This window comes from Pedobacter sp. MR2016-19, from assembly GCF_014947265.1.
In the GTDB taxonomy this organism is placed as follows: domain Bacteria; phylum Bacteroidota; class Bacteroidia; order Sphingobacteriales; family Sphingobacteriaceae; genus Pedobacter.
The window spans coordinates 458,491-476,826 of record NZ_JADCNK010000002.1 but is presented as its reverse complement, the minus strand read 5'-3'; the positions used below and the strand labels follow the sequence as shown (position 1 = coordinate 476,826).

Annotated in this window: 16 protein-coding genes; 5 read left to right on the top strand and 11 right to left on the bottom strand. The window is 35.1% G+C overall.

Features of this window, described 5'->3' with window-relative positions:
- Positions 1 to 106 precede the first annotated feature (106 nt).
- Entirely contained in the window at positions 107 to 1,006 is a 900-nt protein-coding gene (locus tag IM793_RS04370; RefSeq protein WP_193419899.1) for a ComEA family DNA-binding protein, read from the bottom strand.
- Between the two features lie 94 nt (positions 1,007 to 1,100).
- Here IM793_RS04370 and IM793_RS04365 point away from each other — a divergent pair, with 94 nt between their 5' ends.
- The 4 genes from IM793_RS04365 (at position 1,101) to IM793_RS04350 (ending at position 5,742) form a co-directional block, all read left to right on the top strand.
- Complete coding sequence (locus IM793_RS04365) at positions 1,101 to 2,852, top strand: lysophospholipid acyltransferase family protein (RefSeq protein ID WP_193419898.1); 1,752 nt, start codon at positions 1,101 to 1,103, stop codon at positions 2,850 to 2,852.
- 338 nt (positions 2,853 to 3,190) lie between these two features.
- Positions 3,191 to 3,997: a lysophospholipid acyltransferase family protein gene (locus IM793_RS04360; RefSeq protein ID WP_193419897.1), complete on the top strand. Its 807-nt coding sequence runs from the start codon at positions 3,191 to 3,193 to the stop codon at positions 3,995 to 3,997.
- A gap of 125 nt (positions 3,998 to 4,122) precedes the next feature.
- Entirely contained in the window at positions 4,123 to 5,331 is a 1,209-nt protein-coding gene (locus tag IM793_RS04355; protein WP_370629758.1) for a hypothetical protein, read from the top strand.
- Positions 5,332 to 5,466: 135 nt separating this feature from the next.
- Complete coding sequence (locus IM793_RS04350; protein ID WP_193419896.1) at positions 5,467 to 5,742, top strand: hypothetical protein; 276 nt, start codon at positions 5,467 to 5,469, stop codon at positions 5,740 to 5,742.
- Here the strand turns inward: IM793_RS04350 and IM793_RS04345 are convergent.
- Positions 5,739 to 5,891, bottom strand: a complete 153-nt coding sequence (locus IM793_RS04345) for a hypothetical protein (RefSeq protein WP_193419895.1) — start codon at positions 5,889 to 5,891, stop codon at positions 5,739 to 5,741. The genes IM793_RS04350 and IM793_RS04345 overlap by 4 nt on opposite strands.
- 147 nt (positions 5,892 to 6,038) lie before the next feature.
- Between IM793_RS04345 and IM793_RS04340 the strand changes: the two genes are divergently transcribed.
- Positions 6,039 to 6,344: a hypothetical protein gene (locus tag IM793_RS04340; RefSeq protein ID WP_193419894.1), complete on the top strand. Its 306-nt coding sequence runs from the start codon at positions 6,039 to 6,041 to the stop codon at positions 6,342 to 6,344.
- 139 nt (positions 6,345 to 6,483) lie between these two features.
- Here the strand turns inward: IM793_RS04340 and IM793_RS04335 are convergent, their stop codons facing one another.
- The 9 genes from IM793_RS04335 to IM793_RS04295 all read right to left on the bottom strand — a co-directional run bounded on the left by IM793_RS04335 (position 6,484) and on the right by IM793_RS04295 (position 18,332).
- Positions 6,484 to 7,662 (bottom strand): M57 family metalloprotease, encoded by a 1,179-nt coding sequence (locus IM793_RS04335; protein WP_193419893.1) that lies wholly within the window; start codon positions 7,660 to 7,662, stop codon positions 6,484 to 6,486.
- 586 nt (positions 7,663 to 8,248) lie between these two features.
- Positions 8,249 to 8,395: a hypothetical protein gene (locus IM793_RS04330; RefSeq protein WP_193419892.1), complete on the bottom strand. Its 147-nt coding sequence runs from the start codon at positions 8,393 to 8,395 to the stop codon at positions 8,249 to 8,251.
- 570 nt (positions 8,396 to 8,965) lie between these two features.
- The gene (locus IM793_RS04325; RefSeq protein ID WP_193419891.1) at positions 8,966 to 9,217 is read right to left on the bottom strand and encodes a hypothetical protein; all 252 of its coding nucleotides are present in this window, start codon (positions 9,215 to 9,217) and stop codon (positions 8,966 to 8,968) included.
- Between the two features lie 21 nt (positions 9,218 to 9,238).
- Positions 9,239 to 10,450 (bottom strand): M57 family metalloprotease, encoded by a 1,212-nt coding sequence (locus tag IM793_RS04320; RefSeq protein ID WP_193419890.1) that lies wholly within the window; start codon positions 10,448 to 10,450, stop codon positions 9,239 to 9,241.
- 740 nt (positions 10,451 to 11,190) lie between these two features.
- On the bottom strand, positions 11,191 to 12,396 hold the full coding sequence (locus IM793_RS04315) for a hypothetical protein (protein WP_193419889.1): 1,206 nt from the start codon (positions 12,394 to 12,396) through the stop codon (positions 11,191 to 11,193).
- A gap of 110 nt (positions 12,397 to 12,506) precedes the next feature.
- Complete coding sequence (locus tag IM793_RS04310) at positions 12,507 to 15,272, bottom strand: TonB-dependent receptor (protein WP_193419888.1); 2,766 nt, start codon at positions 15,270 to 15,272, stop codon at positions 12,507 to 12,509.
- 166 nt (positions 15,273 to 15,438) lie between these two features.
- Positions 15,439 to 15,954, bottom strand: coding sequence for a DUF962 domain-containing protein (locus IM793_RS04305; RefSeq protein ID WP_193419887.1), 516 nt, complete (start codon positions 15,952 to 15,954; stop codon positions 15,439 to 15,441).
- A gap of 205 nt (positions 15,955 to 16,159) precedes the next feature.
- The gene (rny, locus tag IM793_RS04300) at positions 16,160 to 17,731 is read right to left on the bottom strand and encodes a ribonuclease Y (RefSeq protein ID WP_121282496.1); all 1,572 of its coding nucleotides are present in this window, start codon (positions 17,729 to 17,731) and stop codon (positions 16,160 to 16,162) included.
- Positions 17,732 to 18,041: 310 nt separating this feature from the next.
- The gene (locus IM793_RS04295) at positions 18,042 to 18,332 is read right to left on the bottom strand and encodes a cell division protein ZapA (protein ID WP_025143281.1); all 291 of its coding nucleotides are present in this window, start codon (positions 18,330 to 18,332) and stop codon (positions 18,042 to 18,044) included.
- Positions 18,333 to 18,336 lie beyond the last annotated feature (4 nt).

Here is an 18,336-nt window from a genome sequence, read left to right as displayed (position 1 = left end):
CATAATGGATTGCTTTTATAAATGCGCTGAAATGGTCTTCGAGTACGCTCAGACTGACATACGAATAAATTTTATTTAATTTTAAGCAGGCGCTAAGTTTAAGGTACTAAAAAGAAATATAAGGTGTAATCTTATCAATAACCTGCTGGTTTAAAATGATGATCTTTTTTAAATCGGATGGGTTAGCATAATTGCCATGCTGTTTACGGTATTGAATAATGGCATTGATCTGTTTGACCGAAAGATATGGATTGCGCTTTAAATCGTTAAAAGTTGCTGTATTAATATTTATTGTTTTTAGTGCAGTATTGCTGATTTCAATCTGATCTTTAATTTCAGCATACTTACTGGAATCTAAACCATAAACTTCGAGAAGTTGTTCTTTTTTGTAAAAACCACCTAAACGTTCACGGTATTTAATAATCCTAAGGGCAAAAGTTCCGCCAATACCTTTAATCTCATCCAATTGCATCGAGTCTGCCTTATTAATATCAACAATCAAAGCAGTTTTTTTAGCATATTCCTTTTTTTCAAAATGTACATACTTCCTTGAGGCATTGATGGGCTGATCGGGTATGTCAACATAAGGCGATATCTTTTTATACATTTCCGGCGAAATGGTATACATTTTCTGAAGATCTCCGGCTTTGTAAAATTTGCCTCCTTTATTGGTATAATTTATAATTGATTGTGCCTGTTTTGCAGATAAGCCTAAAGTTTGCCAACCTTCTGCATCTAAGCTGTTGGGATTGAACTTAAAAAGTTTAATTGTTTTTCGAGGGTTAGCTTCTTCAATCCGATCGCGAATAGTATTAGCATATGCCTGATCTGTTATACTGATCTGCTGAATTTGTGCTAAAAGATTCGGATCATCGTTCGAAATTGGCTGATAGTAGCCATATATCGTTGGAATGGCCTTAATTACAACAATAATAGAGACGAGAAACAACAATCCGTTGAATTCACTTTTGCTGACACCAAAATTTTTGTTAAACCAAATTCTCATTGATGCGATATGACATGTGTATTATAAATATAAATCTTATTTTTGGGATTGCAAAACAGAATAGGTTTTGCCTATCAACAATCTAAGAATTTATATGAAGATCATAACTACATCTGAGTTTGCGAAAGCAACAAAGATAGATAAGCTAGGTGTACCGGGTTTAGCAGGTTTGATGATGGAGATCATGAAACTGAACGACATTAACGACGTATTTGCTCAAAATCAACATTTTAAAGGCTTAGAGTTTGTAGACAAGATATTAGAAACCATTGGCGTTTCTATAGAATTTGATGATGATGATTTAAATGGTATTCCTAAAACAGGTCCTTTTATCGCAATCGCAAATCATCCTTATGGTGGTGTAGAAGGTTTGGCTTTAGTTAAACTATTGTGTACGGTTAGGCCGGATGCTAAGGTAATGGTCAATTTCATTTTGAAAAAAATACCAAACCTTGATGAATTTTTTGTTGCTGTAAATCCTTTCGAAAATGTGCAGCATTCTTCAAGTATCAGTGGATTAAAAACTACTTTTGATTTGCTTAGAAATGGAATCCCAATTGGTATTTTCCCTGCAGGAGAAGTTTCTACCTTTAAATTAGATGCTCAGCAGGTAACGGACAGGATGTGGCATCCTGTTGTTGGAAAACTGATTGCTAAAGCAAAAGTACCTGTTGTACCTATTTATTTTCATGGTAATAACGGTGTTTTCTTTAACATTTTGAGCTTCATACACCCTACCCTGCGTACAGCAAAATTACCTTCGGAATTTTTAAATAAACATGGACGCACCATTAAGGTACGAATTGGTAAACCAATAGCCGTATCTGAAATTTCGCACATGAACAGCAGCAATAAACTGATGGACTTTTTAAGAGCCCGTACCTATGCGCTGGGTATTGGTTTAGATACAGAGAAGAAACTCTTTAACCCATTAAACTTATTTAAAATTAAAAAGAAACCTGCTGAGGTAATTGAAGAAACTTCGAGGCTTTTGATTAAAAATGAAGTAACGCTTCTGGAAGATTTCAGGGTTTGGACGGAGAAAAATTATGAGGTATATATTGTTCCAACTTTAAAAATCCCAAATATTTTAAGAGAAATTGGCCGTTTACGAGAAATTACTTTCCGTGAAGTGGGTGAAGGTACCAACAAAAAAATCGATCTCGACAATTACGACATCTACTATAACCACTTATTTATATGGGATAAAGATTTAGAGAATATTGTAGGTGCCTACCGTATTGGTAAAGGAGATGAAATTTTAGAAAGCATGGGACGCCGTGGTTTCTACCTTTCTGAACTTTTTAAAATGAAAGATCAGTTTTACCCCATGTTAAAGCAGGGTATCGAGTTGGGCAGATCTTGGATCAGAAAAGAATACCAGGGTAAGCCGCTACCATTGTTCCTACTGTGGAAAGGAATTTTAAAATACCTCATCGATAACCCACAGTACCGTTACATGTTCGGGCCGGTAAGTATCAGCAACAATTTTTCGAAATTCAGCAAGGCTTTAATTGTTGATTATATTACCAAAAACCATTTCGATTATGAGCTGGCCAAATATGTGAAGCCAAGAAATAAATTTAAAGCTGATCTTTTACCAATTTCTACGGATACATTGGTTGATAGCAGCGAGTCTTTTAAAGATCTGGATAGCATAATCGGAGACATTGAAAATTCGCATATTAAAGTACCAGTGCTGTTGAGGCAGTATATGAATCTGAATGCGAAGATTATCTCATTTAATATCGATCCTAAATTCTCTGACTGCCTGGATGGTTTCTTAGTGGTTGATACGCATAATATTCCACCAGAAATGCTCGAAAAACTCGGCAAAAACCTGTAAATTAATTCAATAAAAAAACCCAGACATCCATCTGGGTTTTTTATTATCAACTAACCTAAACTTTATAAATACTAACCAAATATTTATGCCACAAAAGTAGGTTCATGTTATTAAATTGATGTTAATGAAATGTTATTTATAGAATTTCATTCCTTACAATTTCTTAATTGATTAATACACTCTTATTCATATTATTCCATTATCTTTAGGTACTCTGTATGAGCTATGATAAACATTCTTCTTCGTGAGAACTGAGTGTTTCCCTCCCTTATATTTAGCTCAAATAAAAATCATTTATCAAATTGGTTCTCTAATGGAATCAATTTTGAACTATAATTATGACAGTCATTTCTAAAGAGAATTTTTCAAAGGCAACAGGCATTTGTAATATTCCAATTCCTGGTCTTGCTTCCTTTTTAATGAAGTTCTTAAAGATTAACGACTTCAATGGAATTATTAGAGATGCTAATACTTTAGAAGGAGAAAAATTTGCCAATCATATCCTGAATGTTCTGGGCGTTATTATTCAGATCAGCGATGAGGATTTAGCCAACATTCCAAAAGAAGGTGCATTTATTGCGATTGCAAACCATCCCTACGGTGCTATAGAATCATTGGCCTTATTAAGTATCCTTGCCAATCACCGACCTGATACAAAGTTTATGGGGAATTTTCTGTTAAAGAAAATCCCAAATCTGGAGAAATGCATTATCGCGGTAAATCCGTTCGAAAAAGTTCAGGATTCATCAAGTATCAGCGGATTAAAAACAACTTTAAAAGCTTTAAAAGACGGCTGCCCAGTTGCTATTTTTCCGGCAGGCGAAGTTTCTTCCTATAAATTCAGAAAAAATCAGATTACCGACCGCGAATGGCATCCCGTGGTTGGAAAAATCATCTCCAAAGCCAATGTACCGATACTACCAGTGTATTTTCACGGCAATAATGGCATCTTTTTTAGCCTGCTGAAATTTATACACCCTTCTTTACAAACAGCAAAGCTGATTTCAGAGTTATTCAACAAAAATGGTCACCAGTTAAAAATCAGTATCGGCAAACCCATTCATTTGAAAGAAATAGCGTGTAAAGATTGTAATATCTCACTTTTAAAACATTTAAGAGAAGAACTTTATGCACTAAAAAATTAATCCTATTTGAATTTACGAAATCCAATGTTAATTCTCCGTTAAGCGCTACCCCATTGTTCACATAAAGAAATTGTTGCTTTTATGTTAATAATAGGTAAATTTAATGTAACCAAATATGGAGCATTTTGAAAAGAGGAATTTACACATCTATTTTGAGGACCATTTTGTTCGTTTTCCTGATGATGAATACCGTCATCTCGAAGGGACAGCATTATTCTTTCGATTTTTATGATGGAACTTTCAACTTTAATGTAGATTCTTCAGTCGTTTTTCCTATACCTAAAACAGCTACAACATCAGCTGTTTCTAACTTTTACAGCCGCATCTCTTCTGGCCAATATGCGCCGCTTATTTCCTCTTTAGAAAAATACCAGAAAAAATATCATTTAAACGACTGGATTTATTATCAACTGATCCGTAAGACAGCTGAACAGATTAGTCCGAAAGCAGATAATTATTTTGCTTATACTTTATATAAATGGTTTTTACTGAGTAAATGCGGCTACGATGCACGGTTAGCTGTAGGGAATGATCAGGTTATCTTTTATGTAAGGAATGAAGAGGACATTAGCGATATTCCATTTTTCATGATTGACAACAAAAAATTTATGTGTTTGAATTATCATGATTATGGCAAACTATTTAAACAGGCCGATGCTTATAAGCCCGTTAAAATTATAATACCAGAGGCTAAAAATCCTTTCTCTTATAAGGTAACCAGAATGCCCGATTTTAAACCGGAAAGCTACCAGGAAAAGGATATCGAATTTAGTTACGGTCAAAAAATCCATCATTTTAAGCTAAAAGTTAATGAAGATGTACAAACCATTTTTAAAAATTATCCGGTAGTAGATTTTGAAAGTTATTTTAATATTCCATTGAGCAGGGAAACATACAGCTCTCTTATTCCAACCCTGAAAGAAAACCTGAGACACATGGATCAGAAAAAAGGTGTTGATTACCTCATGAGATTTACCCGTTATGGTTTTTTATACGAAGATGACGATGAAAACTTTGGCAAAGAAAAACGTTTCTCGCCTGAACAAACCTTATTAAGTACCTACAGTGATTGCGATGACCGGGCCGCGTTATTTTTCTATCTCGTAAAGGAAATCTATAACCTGCCGATGATTGCCCTACTCTACCCTAAACATTTAACTATCGCCGTACAGTTCGATAAACCAATTGGTGAACCGGTTACTTATAAAGGCAAAAAGTATTCGTACTGTGAGCCTACACCGCAGGCACAAAACTTAAAAATCGGACAACTTTCTTCAAATTTCAAGAACAGTAAATATGAAGTGGTTTATGCCTACGAGCCTGTTAAGAAATAGAACTTTGGTATTAAATAAAATACCAAGCATTAAATTAATGTTAAAAACATATTAATTTATCAATAACACACTGATTCATGAGCTATTTAAGGTAATTTAGACCTCTTATATTGAGTTAAATCTAAAACCTTGTTTATGCCTGCTGTTATCTATACCGTTTTAAAAGAATTTTTTGTTGAGGTAAACGGCCACGCCATAAAGGCTAGAATTATGTCGCCCATTAACGACGACAAAGTTTTCGTTTTCAAAATCAGTTCATTTTACAAAAGCAAAACTGATGCTGATGCCTATGAACCGGCATCTACATTTACTTCTTACGCAAATGCTGAGCGGCATTTACTTCAATACCTGGAAGGTTTCCAGAATACACTAGATCTGGGCGGTGATATCGCACCGGGAAGTAGTTTTTAGCTGTTTTCTTTATCCTCTTTCTCCGGTGGAAGTTCTGACTGAATTACCTCTTCTTCAAATTCCTTTTTGTCTTTTTGGTTTCTTTTAATCAGGTAAGCAATTAAAATAACGACCAGAAGTGCAACGCCGATTACTATTGGGTAATTCATATTTGTTCGATTAAATGCTAACCTATGTGATTTAACCTAAGTTATAAGAAATATTTTATATGTTAAGCAGTCAGCAACGTGTTAACATAATCATAATATTAATTTAACTTTCCAATTCTTTACCTTTGGAAAAACCCATAAGTTTTAATGAAAAAGAATAAATCTAAGTCGAAAAATCATTCGACAAGCAAAAAATTACGTAAAGAATTAGAATCGAAATTGGCCCTTGCATTTAACGAACTTGTTATCCAGTACGGCAAAGCGAAAAAAACCGATAAAGTAATCGAAAAATTTGCAAAGCAATTAACTAAAAAAGTTACTTTCCATACTCAGGATGATTCTATAACGCCATATATCAAAGAAGAGCAAGTTACTCCTGCAGCTCCAAAAGCTAAGACGGCTAAACCTATTGCAGAAAAGAAAGCAGTAAAAAAAGAGCCGATAGCGGAGTAAATTAAAATTTAGTTAACCGCATACGGTCATAAATCACCTTTTAGCGCATAACCAGTTTTAAATAAAAAAGCAGGATAATTTTCTAATGGAAATTACCCTGCTTTTTTTTTGCAACAGATCTATTTTGATCAGCTGATACTTAATTAAAAGTTACGGTTTGTCTTGCCCACTCTCCTGCACATTCTAAACCAACCAAACGACACTCTAAATAATAAGTTCCAGGAGTACTGTGCGTCCATTCCTGTTGTGCCGAATTACTAAAACTGCTTACTGGCAATACAACATTTAAACTCTGATCTAACATCCTCCATTCATAGTAACCACCATTGTACATGGCGCCAGCGGTACTGATCACTTCGCTACCTGCTGAATTGGAAGATGGACCATTGATTACATTTTTAAAGGTACTTACAAATGGCGTGGTTACTGGCGGGTATAAATATTGGGCAGCAATTACATCATAAGAAGAGAAACTCGACCACGCGTTTGATGTACCTAACCTACCTGAATTCATTACTGAGTTAGGGTCGTTACCGGGATTTCCATTATTAGGTGTACCTGGAATCGGATTTGCACCTACAGCACTTCCACCAGTACCTTCCGCCTTCCAATCCGTATGTCTAAGACCAAGGCAGTGGCCAATTTCGTGTACTAACATATAAACATCCTGCTCGTGGCTTCTAGGAATACCATTATCTTGCCCGTTACTATTAACATTATTTGTAAAAGGGTTTACAAGCAGAATTGCTCCAGCAGTACCAGATGTGGTAGGAAATTGTCCCTGTCCAAAACCACCAGTTCCTAAATTCGATTTTTTTATAGTAATTGTAGGTGTCACCGAATTCGTATACGGAGGATAAAATTGACTATAGGAATGGATAAGGTTGATCCGACAGTTGCTAACTGCATTCCAGGCAGCAACTGCTTCCCTGATTGCATAGTGCCATCTGATATCGTAATCTTCCGTTGTAATGATCACATTAGTTAAATTTCCCTGAAGTAAATTATTTGTATTTGCCTGCGCTATTTTACCACCAGTATTTCTTGCTTTTTCAATATTATTAACTGTTGATAGTGATTTCTTCGAAATCAGGATATCACCTTCCACCACGTAGTAATCTCCAGATTCTTTAATACCATCTGTTTGAAAGCCCATTTCTTTGATTTTTGCAAGTGCAGTAGCGTCAACTTCTGCTTTGCTTTCGGTCGCGATAACAGAGGGTTCAGATTTTTTACATGAATAGATGCTTAAGGTTAGCAGCAAAGCTGCCAAGCCCACTTTCCTGGAGAATGAGCTTAAATTAGATGTTTTCTTCATAGTTAGGTTTTCCTTCAAACAAGTTAACCATCTTAGTGTTAAGCTATAATGAACAAATCATTAAGTTTAATCTAATAAAAAATACAAATCATACAACACATATCATTAATAATAAACAAACAAAACATACATTAAAATAAAACAATATACCTGCATTTTAATACGGCATTAATTCGTTCATCTATTTTAGTACAGGACAATATTGATAGATTAAAATTAGTGTATAACAACATGAAATTGCTTACCCTTTCTTTACCTGTTGTTTACCCTTTCTGTACACCAAGTTAACCCCAGGGTTACCCTTTGCTTACCTTTTCTCTACCTATTTATTACCTAGAGGGTAAAGGATTGGTAAACATGAGGTACAGGAGAAGTTATTATGGAGATAATCTGGTAACCATAAAAGGTAATTATATCCTCTGAAGCCATTAATTTTATTGTTAATGGCCAGGACTAACAAATAATTATTTGGAAGACTATCTTCAAATCGAAAAATTGAACATATACTAAAGCCCTTGTTAGATCAAACTAACAAGGGCTCTTAATTTATTATATTAGCCTATTGTATGGGACTATTTTTTAAATTTTAAAAGCTTGCGCCAGTAGCAGCCGAAGAACCACTTTTAACTGTAAAGTTAGGAGCGGTTAAGCTGAAAAAAGCATTTAATAAAGCAGCAGCTGCAGTTTCATCAATAATTGTATTTCCTTTACCTGTTAAATATGTTTTTAACAAATCAGCGCTTGCGAATGAAGGTGTTGAACCATTAGCAACAACATCTTTACCTGTAGTAAATGATTGATAAAATATTGTTTTTAATCAATGAAGTTCTATCAGTTAAGCATCACCTGTTTCTTTATCAAGGATATCGATTCCGAATTTAAAGCTGATAAAGACTGAGTTAGCTAAAATCATTCGACAAGCAAAAAATTACATAAAGAATTAGAATCGAAATTGGCCCTTGCATTTAACGAACTTGTTATCTAGTACGGCAAAGCGAAAAAAACCGATAAAGTAATCGAAAAATTTGCAAAGCAATTAACTAAAAAAGTTACTTTCCATATTCAGGATGATTCTATAACGCCATATATCAAAGAAGAGCAAGTTACTCCTGCAGCTCTGAAGGCTAAAACGGCTAAACCTATTGCAGAGAAGAAAGCAGTAAAAAAAGAGCCGGTTAGCGAGTAATCTTATCAGACATTACGGCACTAATAAGCGCTTTAATGGCGTATAATTTGAAATAAAAAGGCAGGGATGTTCCATCTGGAACATCCCTGCCTTTTTTATAATTTGAAAATATAAGAATTAATAAATATTAGTTTGAGGCGTAAAGTTAGCCCAACCTGCTGTCCAGTCTGAAGTACCAAATGCGCCACGGTGAGCTACCACATCAAAACCAGTTAAGCCTGTAAAACTAGCACCTGTTAATAAAATTGATCCGGTATTTAAAGTGAATTTAGGAGTACTACCTAAATTAAAAATAGTTTCATCAATACCTAAATCTTGCCACTTTCCATAAGCTTCGTTTGCAAAGAATTTCAAATATAAAATAAGCATTTAAGGAATAATCAAAATCTATTAGTCCCAGAAAAAATTAAATGCTTTAGTCATATCACTTATAGAAGGATTATTATCTGAAATTATTTTTAACTGGACATAGAAATAATCATGAGTAGACGGCTGTAAATAATACCTATAATTATTACTACCTATAAAAGAACCATTATTTGGAATATTTGAAGCTATTATGCCTTTACTTACTCCATATTGATAAATTTCAATTGAAACAGTTGAAGATGACACTAAATTACTATTCCATGTAATTTCCGGATGTAAATCAGAATCACCATAGCCAGCAAAAGGACTAACATCATTTATCCAATTATCGTATAAACTATATGGATAAAGCGTTTGAGCTGCAATAACATCATAAGAAGAAAATGAATTCCAAGTTGGAACAGTTTGAAAACTTGCTCCATTATTCATTATAGAGGCCGGATCAGTAGCGGGTGTCCCTAGTATCTGGATAGCCCCTTCTGGAGTATTATATTCTCTCCAGTCTGATTGCCAATTGGTATGTCTAAAACCTAAACAATGTCCTAATTCATGACTTAATATAAATACTTTTTGCCCTTCAGATAAATTAATACTTGTATTTATATGAATGCTATAGCCAGCATTATCCGAACTTGGAAACTCAGCATAAGCATAAGTACTAGGGGATAGCGGAACTCCCTCAATGATAGTTATTGCATTATCTGTATATTGATTCGTCCATCTGTTATTAAAATCATTATAGAAACTTATTTTACAATTTGGAATATTCTGCCAGTTTTCCGTAGCTACTTTCCAAGCAGAACTCCACGGAGCACCATAGGGATTAGGATATGAATCGTAGTAAACCTTTATATTTTCAACATTCTGAGATGAAATTATACTATTTGTACGCCACTGAGATATTTTATTAGGGATACTTCCAGGAGAACTCATCTGAATGGATTGTTTTAAATTAGTTGAAAAATCAGCACTGCCTTTCAAATATTGACTAACCCTTTTCAAATCGGACTTATTTTTTTTAAACAACATATCTCCTTCGACTAGATAATACTCTCCAACATCCTTTATGTTTTCAGATTTCACACCACTGCTAATTATTAAATTATAGAGTTGTTCATCTTTATTAAGAACAGTTTCTATTGATAAGTTTTCTTTTTTACAACTAGTGATTGTAATAAGCCCAATAACCATAACTATTACGATTTTAAGAGCATTAGTTTTTAGAATTTTCATAATTTAAAATACTAATCCCATGTTAACATTTTGTTATTACAACATTAAACTACCTGTTGCCCACTTGGCTCAAATGCTCTAAATTGAGGTTTTAAATTCTACATATAAGAACGCCATCAACGACTTTCTAAAAAGCTTTATATAAGAATAAATATTATCGATTTATATTAAGCACATAACAGATCGTATTTGGATTAATCATAATGAGATTGTATTACAAAATGCGTATAAAGTGTTAAAAATAAACAAATTGAAAACTTAACCCTAAACGTAACAAGAAACTATATAAATGTAAATTATTGCATAAATATTATTAAAACTGGCCTGTAAAAATTTGATAGATAGTTGGTCAAATTTGATCTTTGATGTCGTTGTAGTTATAGAAACAAACTGTAGAAGTTTTGAAACTCAATTTCTGATACTTCTGTTATTTTTAGTAACAGATTAAATTTTTATTTCATCTTTTTTGCATCCCACTAAGGAGGAGATTGATAAAACTGCAATTATTGCAGTTTGAGAACATAAGTAATTAGTAATTTCATAGCTAAAGATGCTTAACATATAAGTAAGTATTAAGTTATATTATTAATTGCAAATTATCTCCATTAACAACCTGTCATTACAATCAATATCGAGCCCTAAACGACTGATTATCATAAAAATAATTAATACAAAAAGGGTGTTCATCATCATGATGAACACCCTTTTAAAATCTCCTGTTGGTACAGGAAGCGTAATGATTATAGGTTGGCTAACAAATCCACACCATCAACAGTTGCCCATTTACCTTTTGTTAAAGCAGCACCTGTAGCAGTTGTAGAGGTTGTCCAGTTTGTACCAAAACTAGCAGCAGATACAGTAAATCCTGCTGCACCAGTAACGAACAAAGTTGGAGTATTAGTTACTTTAACATTTGTTAATTTGATTTTACCTGTCAATACCTGGTCGTCGTAGGTTAGTAAATCTTTAATCTGAACAGCACCACCTGCAAATGCTGTAGGAGTTGTTTGACTATTGTATCCATCAATTATGATATTGCTGTAATCGCCATTACCTTCTGCTTTAAACTGAAAAGCATCTAGTTGGATTTCGCTCTGTGCTTCGGTTGTTGTACCAGCAGCTCTTTTTAAAGTTATGTTTGTAATTTTTGGCCAGAACCCGTTGTTTACTCCTTTGGACTCTACTTCCATACCGTAATTACCCACACCAGTTTGATAAGCAAACCAGTTGGTGTTGTCTTGGCCTCTCCAGCCGTCTTGCCAATCGAAAGAATCATCGGCATTGCCATAAGAGATTAAGTTTTTAGCGCTTACAGTACCACCGTAAAATTCGAAACCATCATCATTTCCTTTATAAGAAACCAGATTCTCTAAAACCGTTCCACTACCTACTGAATAGAAAGAGAAACCGTTTTGCTCTTTTGAGTTCGTAGTAATTACACGACCTGCATATTCTACTCTTACATATTTTAATGAACCACCATTGTGAGTTGCATTAGTTCCACCATAAGATAAAGTTAGACCATCTTCTGAAGTAGCTGTTTGCGGTGCTGGTTTTGTTGCAGAATTTACGATTGGCGCATCACCATACATAATGATACCGTTCCAAGAGCCCCCAATTTTTGATTTCTCTGTTAATACTATCGGGTTATCAGCAGTTCCATTGGCAATTAGCTTACCACCATTTAATACAACTAAACCATCATCACCATCAGCTTTATCTGCAGTAAAAGTAGAACCTGCTTCAATAGTTAAGGTAACACCTGATTGAATTTTAACAATACCTTTTAACGTATAATTACCAAAAGCTAGCGTTCTGTTAGCTGTAATATCACCTGTGATTTCACCTACCACCGGAACTTTTGTAGGTACTTCCTCATCATCATCTTTTGAACAGCCCGTAAAGATTGTAGCTGACACAGCAATTGCATAAAGTAATTTTTTCATTTTTAACTCTTTTTTAATTTTCCTTTGTAAATTTAGTTTTCCTATGTTTTCAATACATTAACTCAGTTTTAACATTGCGTAAACCGAAGATTAATAAATGTAATCTTAGATTAAAATGTATACCCCAGACCTAATGATACGCCAACACCTCTTTTATAATCTTTAACCGTTAAGTCATTCTCATATATCTTTACTGTACTTTTCTCCCCTAAATCTATCTTGTAAGCTGGGTTTAAAATATTCTCTACACCAAACTTCACATCCCATTTATTTGAGATTTTGTTGTTCCAAATAAAATCGAGTTTACCAAATGGTTTTTCGTAATAGTTATCTAATCCATTTGTACCTACAGCGTAAATACGTTCACCATAAATATTGTAAGCCAATGTCATGGTACTTTTCCATTTTTTGCTAAAATCAGTTTCGTGTTTAATATCAGCATTGATTAACCATGGCGAAGCCCCTTGAAGCCTGCGGGTATTATCGTTGCCGATCGCAGCAGTTTCTGCACTATTTTTCGCCTTATCTATGGTTGTTTGGGTGTACATCAACGAGGTATTGAAACCTACAGAGAAATTAGACAGCGATTCGCTGAGCCTTGAAAGTTGTAATAAAAATTCCAATTCAGCACCATATAATATTGCTTTTTTAGAGTTATCATAGGTAATAGCCAATCCACCGCTACCTGCTGATTGTAAAAATAGACGCTCGATTGGGTTTTTTAAATATTTAGCAAAACCTGTTATGGCAAACATTTCGGTACTTGAAGGGAAAAATTCGTATTTTAGATCAGCATTGTAGTTTTGACTGTTCACAACATTTGGGTTACCGTTTTCAATTGTAGCATCGGGATTCACAAACTCTAAAGGGAAAGCTTCCATAATAACCGGCTTGGTTAACGTTTTTGAAAGCGACAGTCTTAGGTTTGTTTTCTCGGAGACCGAATATTTAAAGTTTACAGCTGGCAAAAGATCCGTATTATTTTTTGTTACCTTTTGAAAAGGGGCATCAAAATCTCCCGGATTCCTGAACCTCGTAATCCTTTGTGACTGTTCAATCCTTAAACCACCATTTAAATTTAGTTTTTCATTAATTTTAAGAGATAAATCAGCGTAACCGGCATTTACACTTTCCTGCATTTTAGCAATATAGGTTGCACCCGAACCTTCGTTATAAGTAAAACCACCATTAGCAATTTGCTCTGAAAGTGTAGCATCAGGTTTATTTGTGTTTAAAGTGGCGTTATTAGATAATAGATTTTGTGAAACCAGGAATCTAAAATTAGATTCGATTTTATTAAAAGATCCATTATAACCAACTGATAATTTATGTGCCTTTACTCCATTGTCGTCTTCTCCAAATTTCCAATTATATTCTAATAAGCCAGAGCCAAAGAAATCACCGTTAAAATCCATGTACTGTCTAGTAATACTATTACCCGTGTAACTGATTGAAGTGGTATTCTCATCGAGCATTGCTCCTTTAAACGACTTCCTGTCAGGTAATTGGTAATCTGTTTTTGAATAAGAAACCCCAGCCCTTACGCTATGTGTATCATCTGCAGTTATTTTATAGTTTGCAAATAACTGACCAGTAAAGAAATCGGTTTTTTGCAATTGATTTAAGCGGATAAACGAGTTAGTGGCAGTAGCCTGGCTATTTGTATAACCCAATTGATCCTGTATCATGGCTTCAGTTCCCTTTAAATAAAATGCATTTAAATTCAGGTTTAACCTATTTGAACCATAATTAATAGCACCCAATAAAGATGAATTGGTAGAAAATCTATACTTGGTGGTGTATAAATTATTATCATAAATACCTTGTGCCGTATTGAAAAAACGATCTACTCCCTCCCTAACCTGAAAGTTATTATCTGTATTTACAGAGACCAAATACTGGAAATATCGGTTATTTTCAAACCTGATTTTCTGCGTGTGTAATATGCCTATGTTTGTATTTAACGGTGCATTTCCCTCCTCAACGTCAAATCCCGATCCGAACTGTGAATTGGCTTCGCTTGCCGACATCGTATATGCTGAAGGTGCTTTTCCAAAAACCTTAGGTAGTTTACGGTCACTTCCTGTAAAACCGAAGTAATCACCGATTGAAGTCTCACCCTCAGGTCTTAAGAATTTCTTAAAGCTACTGTTGGAAAGAAAACTTGTACCTATATTAATTTTGGTTACTGCTTTTTCACCTTTAGCGGTTACAATATTAAAAGTTCCGCCAGCAAAATCGCCATATAAGCCTGCGTTAAAAGTTTTGTAGGTTTCTAAAACACTTACAATATCCGTTGGAAAAAGATCTAAAGGAACAATTTTTTTGAAGGGATTGTTAGAAGGTACAGCTAAACCATTTATTAAAAGATTATTGTACCTATCTTCTAAACCCCTTACAAATAAACCTCTTCCATCTACCTTAGTAATGCCGGTAATTTTTGTCAATCCTTCTTCAACATCGCTTACGCCTTTTCTCGAGAGTTCCTGGATTCCGATGCCCTGTTTAATTTCAATAGCATTTTTTTGAAGCGATAGAAGTGCCGTTTCAGTTTCTCTACTGGCTTGACCTTTTACTTGTACATCAGCTAGTTTTTGAGAATTCGATTCATCAAGAGCCAGGTTTAAGGTAGTTGTACCTCCACCATTTACTTCAACAGCTGATACTTCCTTTGTAGCATAACCTACATATGATGCTTCTACTATAAATTTACCATCTTGTAATGCAGCGATAGTATATTTGCCATCAGCACCTGTAGAAGTACCTTTAGTTGTACCTTTAATTTTAACCGTTACTCCAATTAAGGTTTCACCGGTTTTTTTATCCGTAACTGTTCCAGAAATTTTTCCAGTTTGCGCATACGAAAGTATGCTCATCGTCAAAGCGAACACAGTAAGTGCCGCTCTTTTAAAAGAGTTTAGTAATTCCAATTTGCCTTTATTTGATAAGGGCAAAATTATTACCACAGTGTTAACTGCAGGTTAGATGTTAATTAAGGTTTGTTTACCTTAAGGTTAATTCTAAGTTAACAACATTTCAATCCTAATATTTAATCCCGGTTTTCTTGCAAATGAAGTGCAATAACCAGATCGGACCTATTAACAGGAACTTAACATCATCCAGGAATGATGGTTTTTTACCTTCAATTTTATGACCAATAAACTGACCAACCCAGGCCGCAACAAATATTGCCGCATAAATAGCATAAGCAGTGCCACTACCTAAACCTACTGCCTGCTCAATTTTTACGATGATATAACTCATTAGGCCAACCACCCAGATCATCATGAAAAACAATACAGGTGATAAAGTGAAATAATAATACAAGCTAAAGGCCAAAAGGAACGAAGCCCAGTTAAAGAAACCGTTATAGCTACCCAAAAAGCCAATATGCGGAAAAGGAATCTGCCAGATTAAACCCAATAAACTGAATACGATTAATGGAACACAGATCCAGTGTACCAGTTTGTTGGTTGGATTTTGATGGCTTTCGGCATACTTGTCAAAAAGCACATCTACAGGTCTCTTTGGTTCGATTTGAATGGTTTGCTTGCTCATTATGTAAAAATAAAAAAAGCGATGGATATTCCATCGCTTAATATATTGTTTAATTCATTCGCCAAGGTTTGTGTCATGACAAACCTTTTTGCTCTTATCGTTTCGTGAGGAAACGAACCGAGGTTAAAGGTAAATTCATTTCAGCATCCCCTACTACTAAGATCCTGAAACAAGTTCAGGATGACGATTCGGCGAATTGCTTTCTTTATTTCGCAAATGCTACAGAACGGGTTTCCCTGATTACAGTAACCTTAATCTGCCCAGGATAAGTCATTTCTGTTTGGATACGTGTTGAAATATCGGCGGCTAAAAGTTCTGCCTGTGCATCCGTAATGCGTTCACTTTCTACAATTACACGTAACTCTCTACCAGCCTGGATAGCAAAAGTTTTTTCTACACCTGGGTAAGATAAAGCCAGTTCTTCAAGGTCTTTTAAACGCTTGATGTAACTTTCTACAACCTCACGGCGTGCACCTGGACGGGCACCAGAAATGGCATCACAAGCCTGAATGATTGGAGAAATCATTGAAGTCATCTCAATTTCATCGTGGTGGGCACCAATGGCATTGCAGATTTCAGGGTGTTCTTTATATTTTTCGGCCAGTTGCATCCCTAAAATTGCGTGTGGTAATTCAGGATTATCATCAGGCACTTTACCTATATCGTGTAATAAACCTGCACGTTTAGCCATTTTAGCATTTAAGCCAAGTTCTGCAGCCATGGTAGCACAGAAATTAGCCACCTCACGCGAGTGATGCAATAAGTTTTGTCCATAAGATGAACGGTAACGCATACGACCAACCATACGGATCAGCTCCGGATGTAAACCATGGATACCTAAATCGATTACCGTACGCTCACCAATCTCTACAATCTCATCTTCGATCTGTTTTTTGGTTTTCGCTACAATTTCCTCAATACGCGCCGGGTGGATACGACCATCTGTTACCAAACGGTGTAAAGCCAGGCGTGCTATCTCTCTTCTTACGGGATCGAAACCGGATAAAATAATGGCCTCCGGTGTATCATCCACAATAATTTCGATACCGGTTGCAGCTTCTAAAGCACGGATATTCCTACCCTCTCTACCAATAACGCGACCTTTAATCTCGTCACTTTCGATATGAAAAATAGAAACAGAATTTTCAATTGCAGCTTCGGTGGCAGTACGCTGAATGGTTTGAATCACCACTTTTTTAGCTTCTTTGCTCGCTGTTAATTTGGCTTCGTCAACAATATCCTTAATCTGGATCATAGCCTGTGTACGGGCAACTTCTTTTAGGTTTTCTACTAACTGGTTTTTAGCCTCTTCGGCCGATAAACCTGCAATAGTTTCCAATTGTGTTAGGTGTTGATTTTTAAGCACTTCTACCTCTTCTTGCTTTTTAATAGCAAGTTCAGTTTGTTTTTCGAGGTTGCTTTTGTGCTTATCGAGTTCCTGTTCTTTTTTATTGAAGTTTTCCATGCGCTGGTTCACCGATTGCTCTTTCTGCTTCATGGTGTTTTCGCGTTGGTTAATGTTATTGTTTTTGGCATTCACTTCTTGCTCATGCTCTGCTTTCATTTGCAAAAACTTTTCTTTTGCTTCTAAAAGTTTATTCTTTTTTAAGATCTCTGCATTGTTTTCTGCATCTTTTAAAATCTTTTTCACTTTGTTCTGTGCGGCAACTTCCTGCTGTTTAAGCAAGTTACGCAGGAGGAATCTTCCTACCACTACTCCGATAGCTATACCCGCTATTACGGCAAATACGTATCCTAATATTTCAACTATTTCCATTTTGTTTTTTAAGTAAAAAAAAACCGCAACTAATTTTTAAAGTCTCATACATTTTAAACCTCAACTAAGCATAATTAGGGTTTAAGCCATTTTCAGGTGCCATAGCAGATGAAATACGCCCTCTTAACCCTATAGATATTGAAGTGTTAAGTTTTATAAAATTTGAAACTCAAAAACTAGCCGCGGCTATGTCTTTATGCTAAATATTGGCCCCATCATCCTGATCCGATAACTATCAGATTTGTTTCAGGATCTTATTAAACAGCCCCTGAAACAAGTTCAGAGTGACGAATGCCGAAAGAACGAACCTTTATTTTGAAAAGAAATTATTGAGTAAAACATCCAATTCTTCAACTTTATCGGCAACAGCAGTATCCTGGTTTTGTACTTTGTTTTCTGTTCTTAATACAGCTGTTGCATAGTGCAACACGGCCATAGAAAGAAGATCCTGCTTATCTCTAACCGCATAATTATCCTGATAATCTTTTATGCGCTCATTGATCATTTTTGCTGCCCGTCTCACAATTTCTTCCTCTTCCATATTCACCTTTAGTGGATAAATACGGTCGGAAATGGTTATTTTAATCGAGATTTCTCCCATTTGT

Excerpts from the sequence above, each read along its gene's own strand:
- IM793_RS04370 (WP_193419899.1), bottom strand. The coding sequence starts at position 1,006 with ATGAGAATTTGGTTTAACAAAAATTTTGGTGTCAGCAAAAGTGAATTC.
- IM793_RS04365 (WP_193419898.1), top strand. The coding sequence starts at position 1,101 with ATGAAGATCATAACTACATCTGAGTTTGCGAAAGCAACAAAGATAGAT.
- IM793_RS04360 (WP_193419897.1), top strand. The coding sequence starts at position 3,191 with ATGACAGTCATTTCTAAAGAGAATTTTTCAAAGGCAACAGGCATTTGT.
- IM793_RS04350 (WP_193419896.1), top strand. The coding sequence starts at position 5,467 with ATGCCTGCTGTTATCTATACCGTTTTAAAAGAATTTTTTGTTGAGGTA.
- IM793_RS04345 (WP_193419895.1), bottom strand. The coding sequence starts at position 5,891 with ATGAATTACCCAATAGTAATCGGCGTTGCACTTCTGGTCGTTATTTTA.
- IM793_RS04340 (WP_193419894.1), top strand. The coding sequence starts at position 6,039 with ATGAAAAAGAATAAATCTAAGTCGAAAAATCATTCGACAAGCAAAAAA.
- IM793_RS04335 (WP_193419893.1), bottom strand. The coding sequence starts at position 7,662 with ATGAAGAAAACATCTAATTTAAGCTCATTCTCCAGGAAAGTGGGCTTG.
- IM793_RS04325 (WP_193419891.1), bottom strand. The coding sequence starts at position 9,217 with ATGCTTATTTTATATTTGAAATTCTTTGCAAACGAAGCTTATGGAAAG.
- IM793_RS04320 (WP_193419890.1), bottom strand. The coding sequence starts at position 10,450 with ATGAAAATTCTAAAAACTAATGCTCTTAAAATCGTAATAGTTATGGTT.
- IM793_RS04315 (WP_193419889.1), bottom strand. The coding sequence starts at position 12,396 with ATGAAAAAATTACTTTATGCAATTGCTGTGTCAGCTACAATCTTTACG.
- IM793_RS04310 (WP_193419888.1), bottom strand. The coding sequence starts at position 15,272 with ATGAGCATACTTTCGTATGCGCAAACTGGAAAAATTTCTGGAACAGTT.
- IM793_RS04305 (WP_193419887.1), bottom strand. The coding sequence starts at position 15,954 with ATGAGCAAGCAAACCATTCAAATCGAACCAAAGAGACCTGTAGATGTG.
- rny (WP_121282496.1), bottom strand. The coding sequence starts at position 17,731 with ATGGAAATAGTTGAAATATTAGGATACGTATTTGCCGTAATAGCGGGT.
- IM793_RS04295 (WP_025143281.1), bottom strand. The coding sequence starts at position 18,332 with ATGGGAGAAATCTCGATTAAAATAACCATTTCCGACCGTATTTATCCA.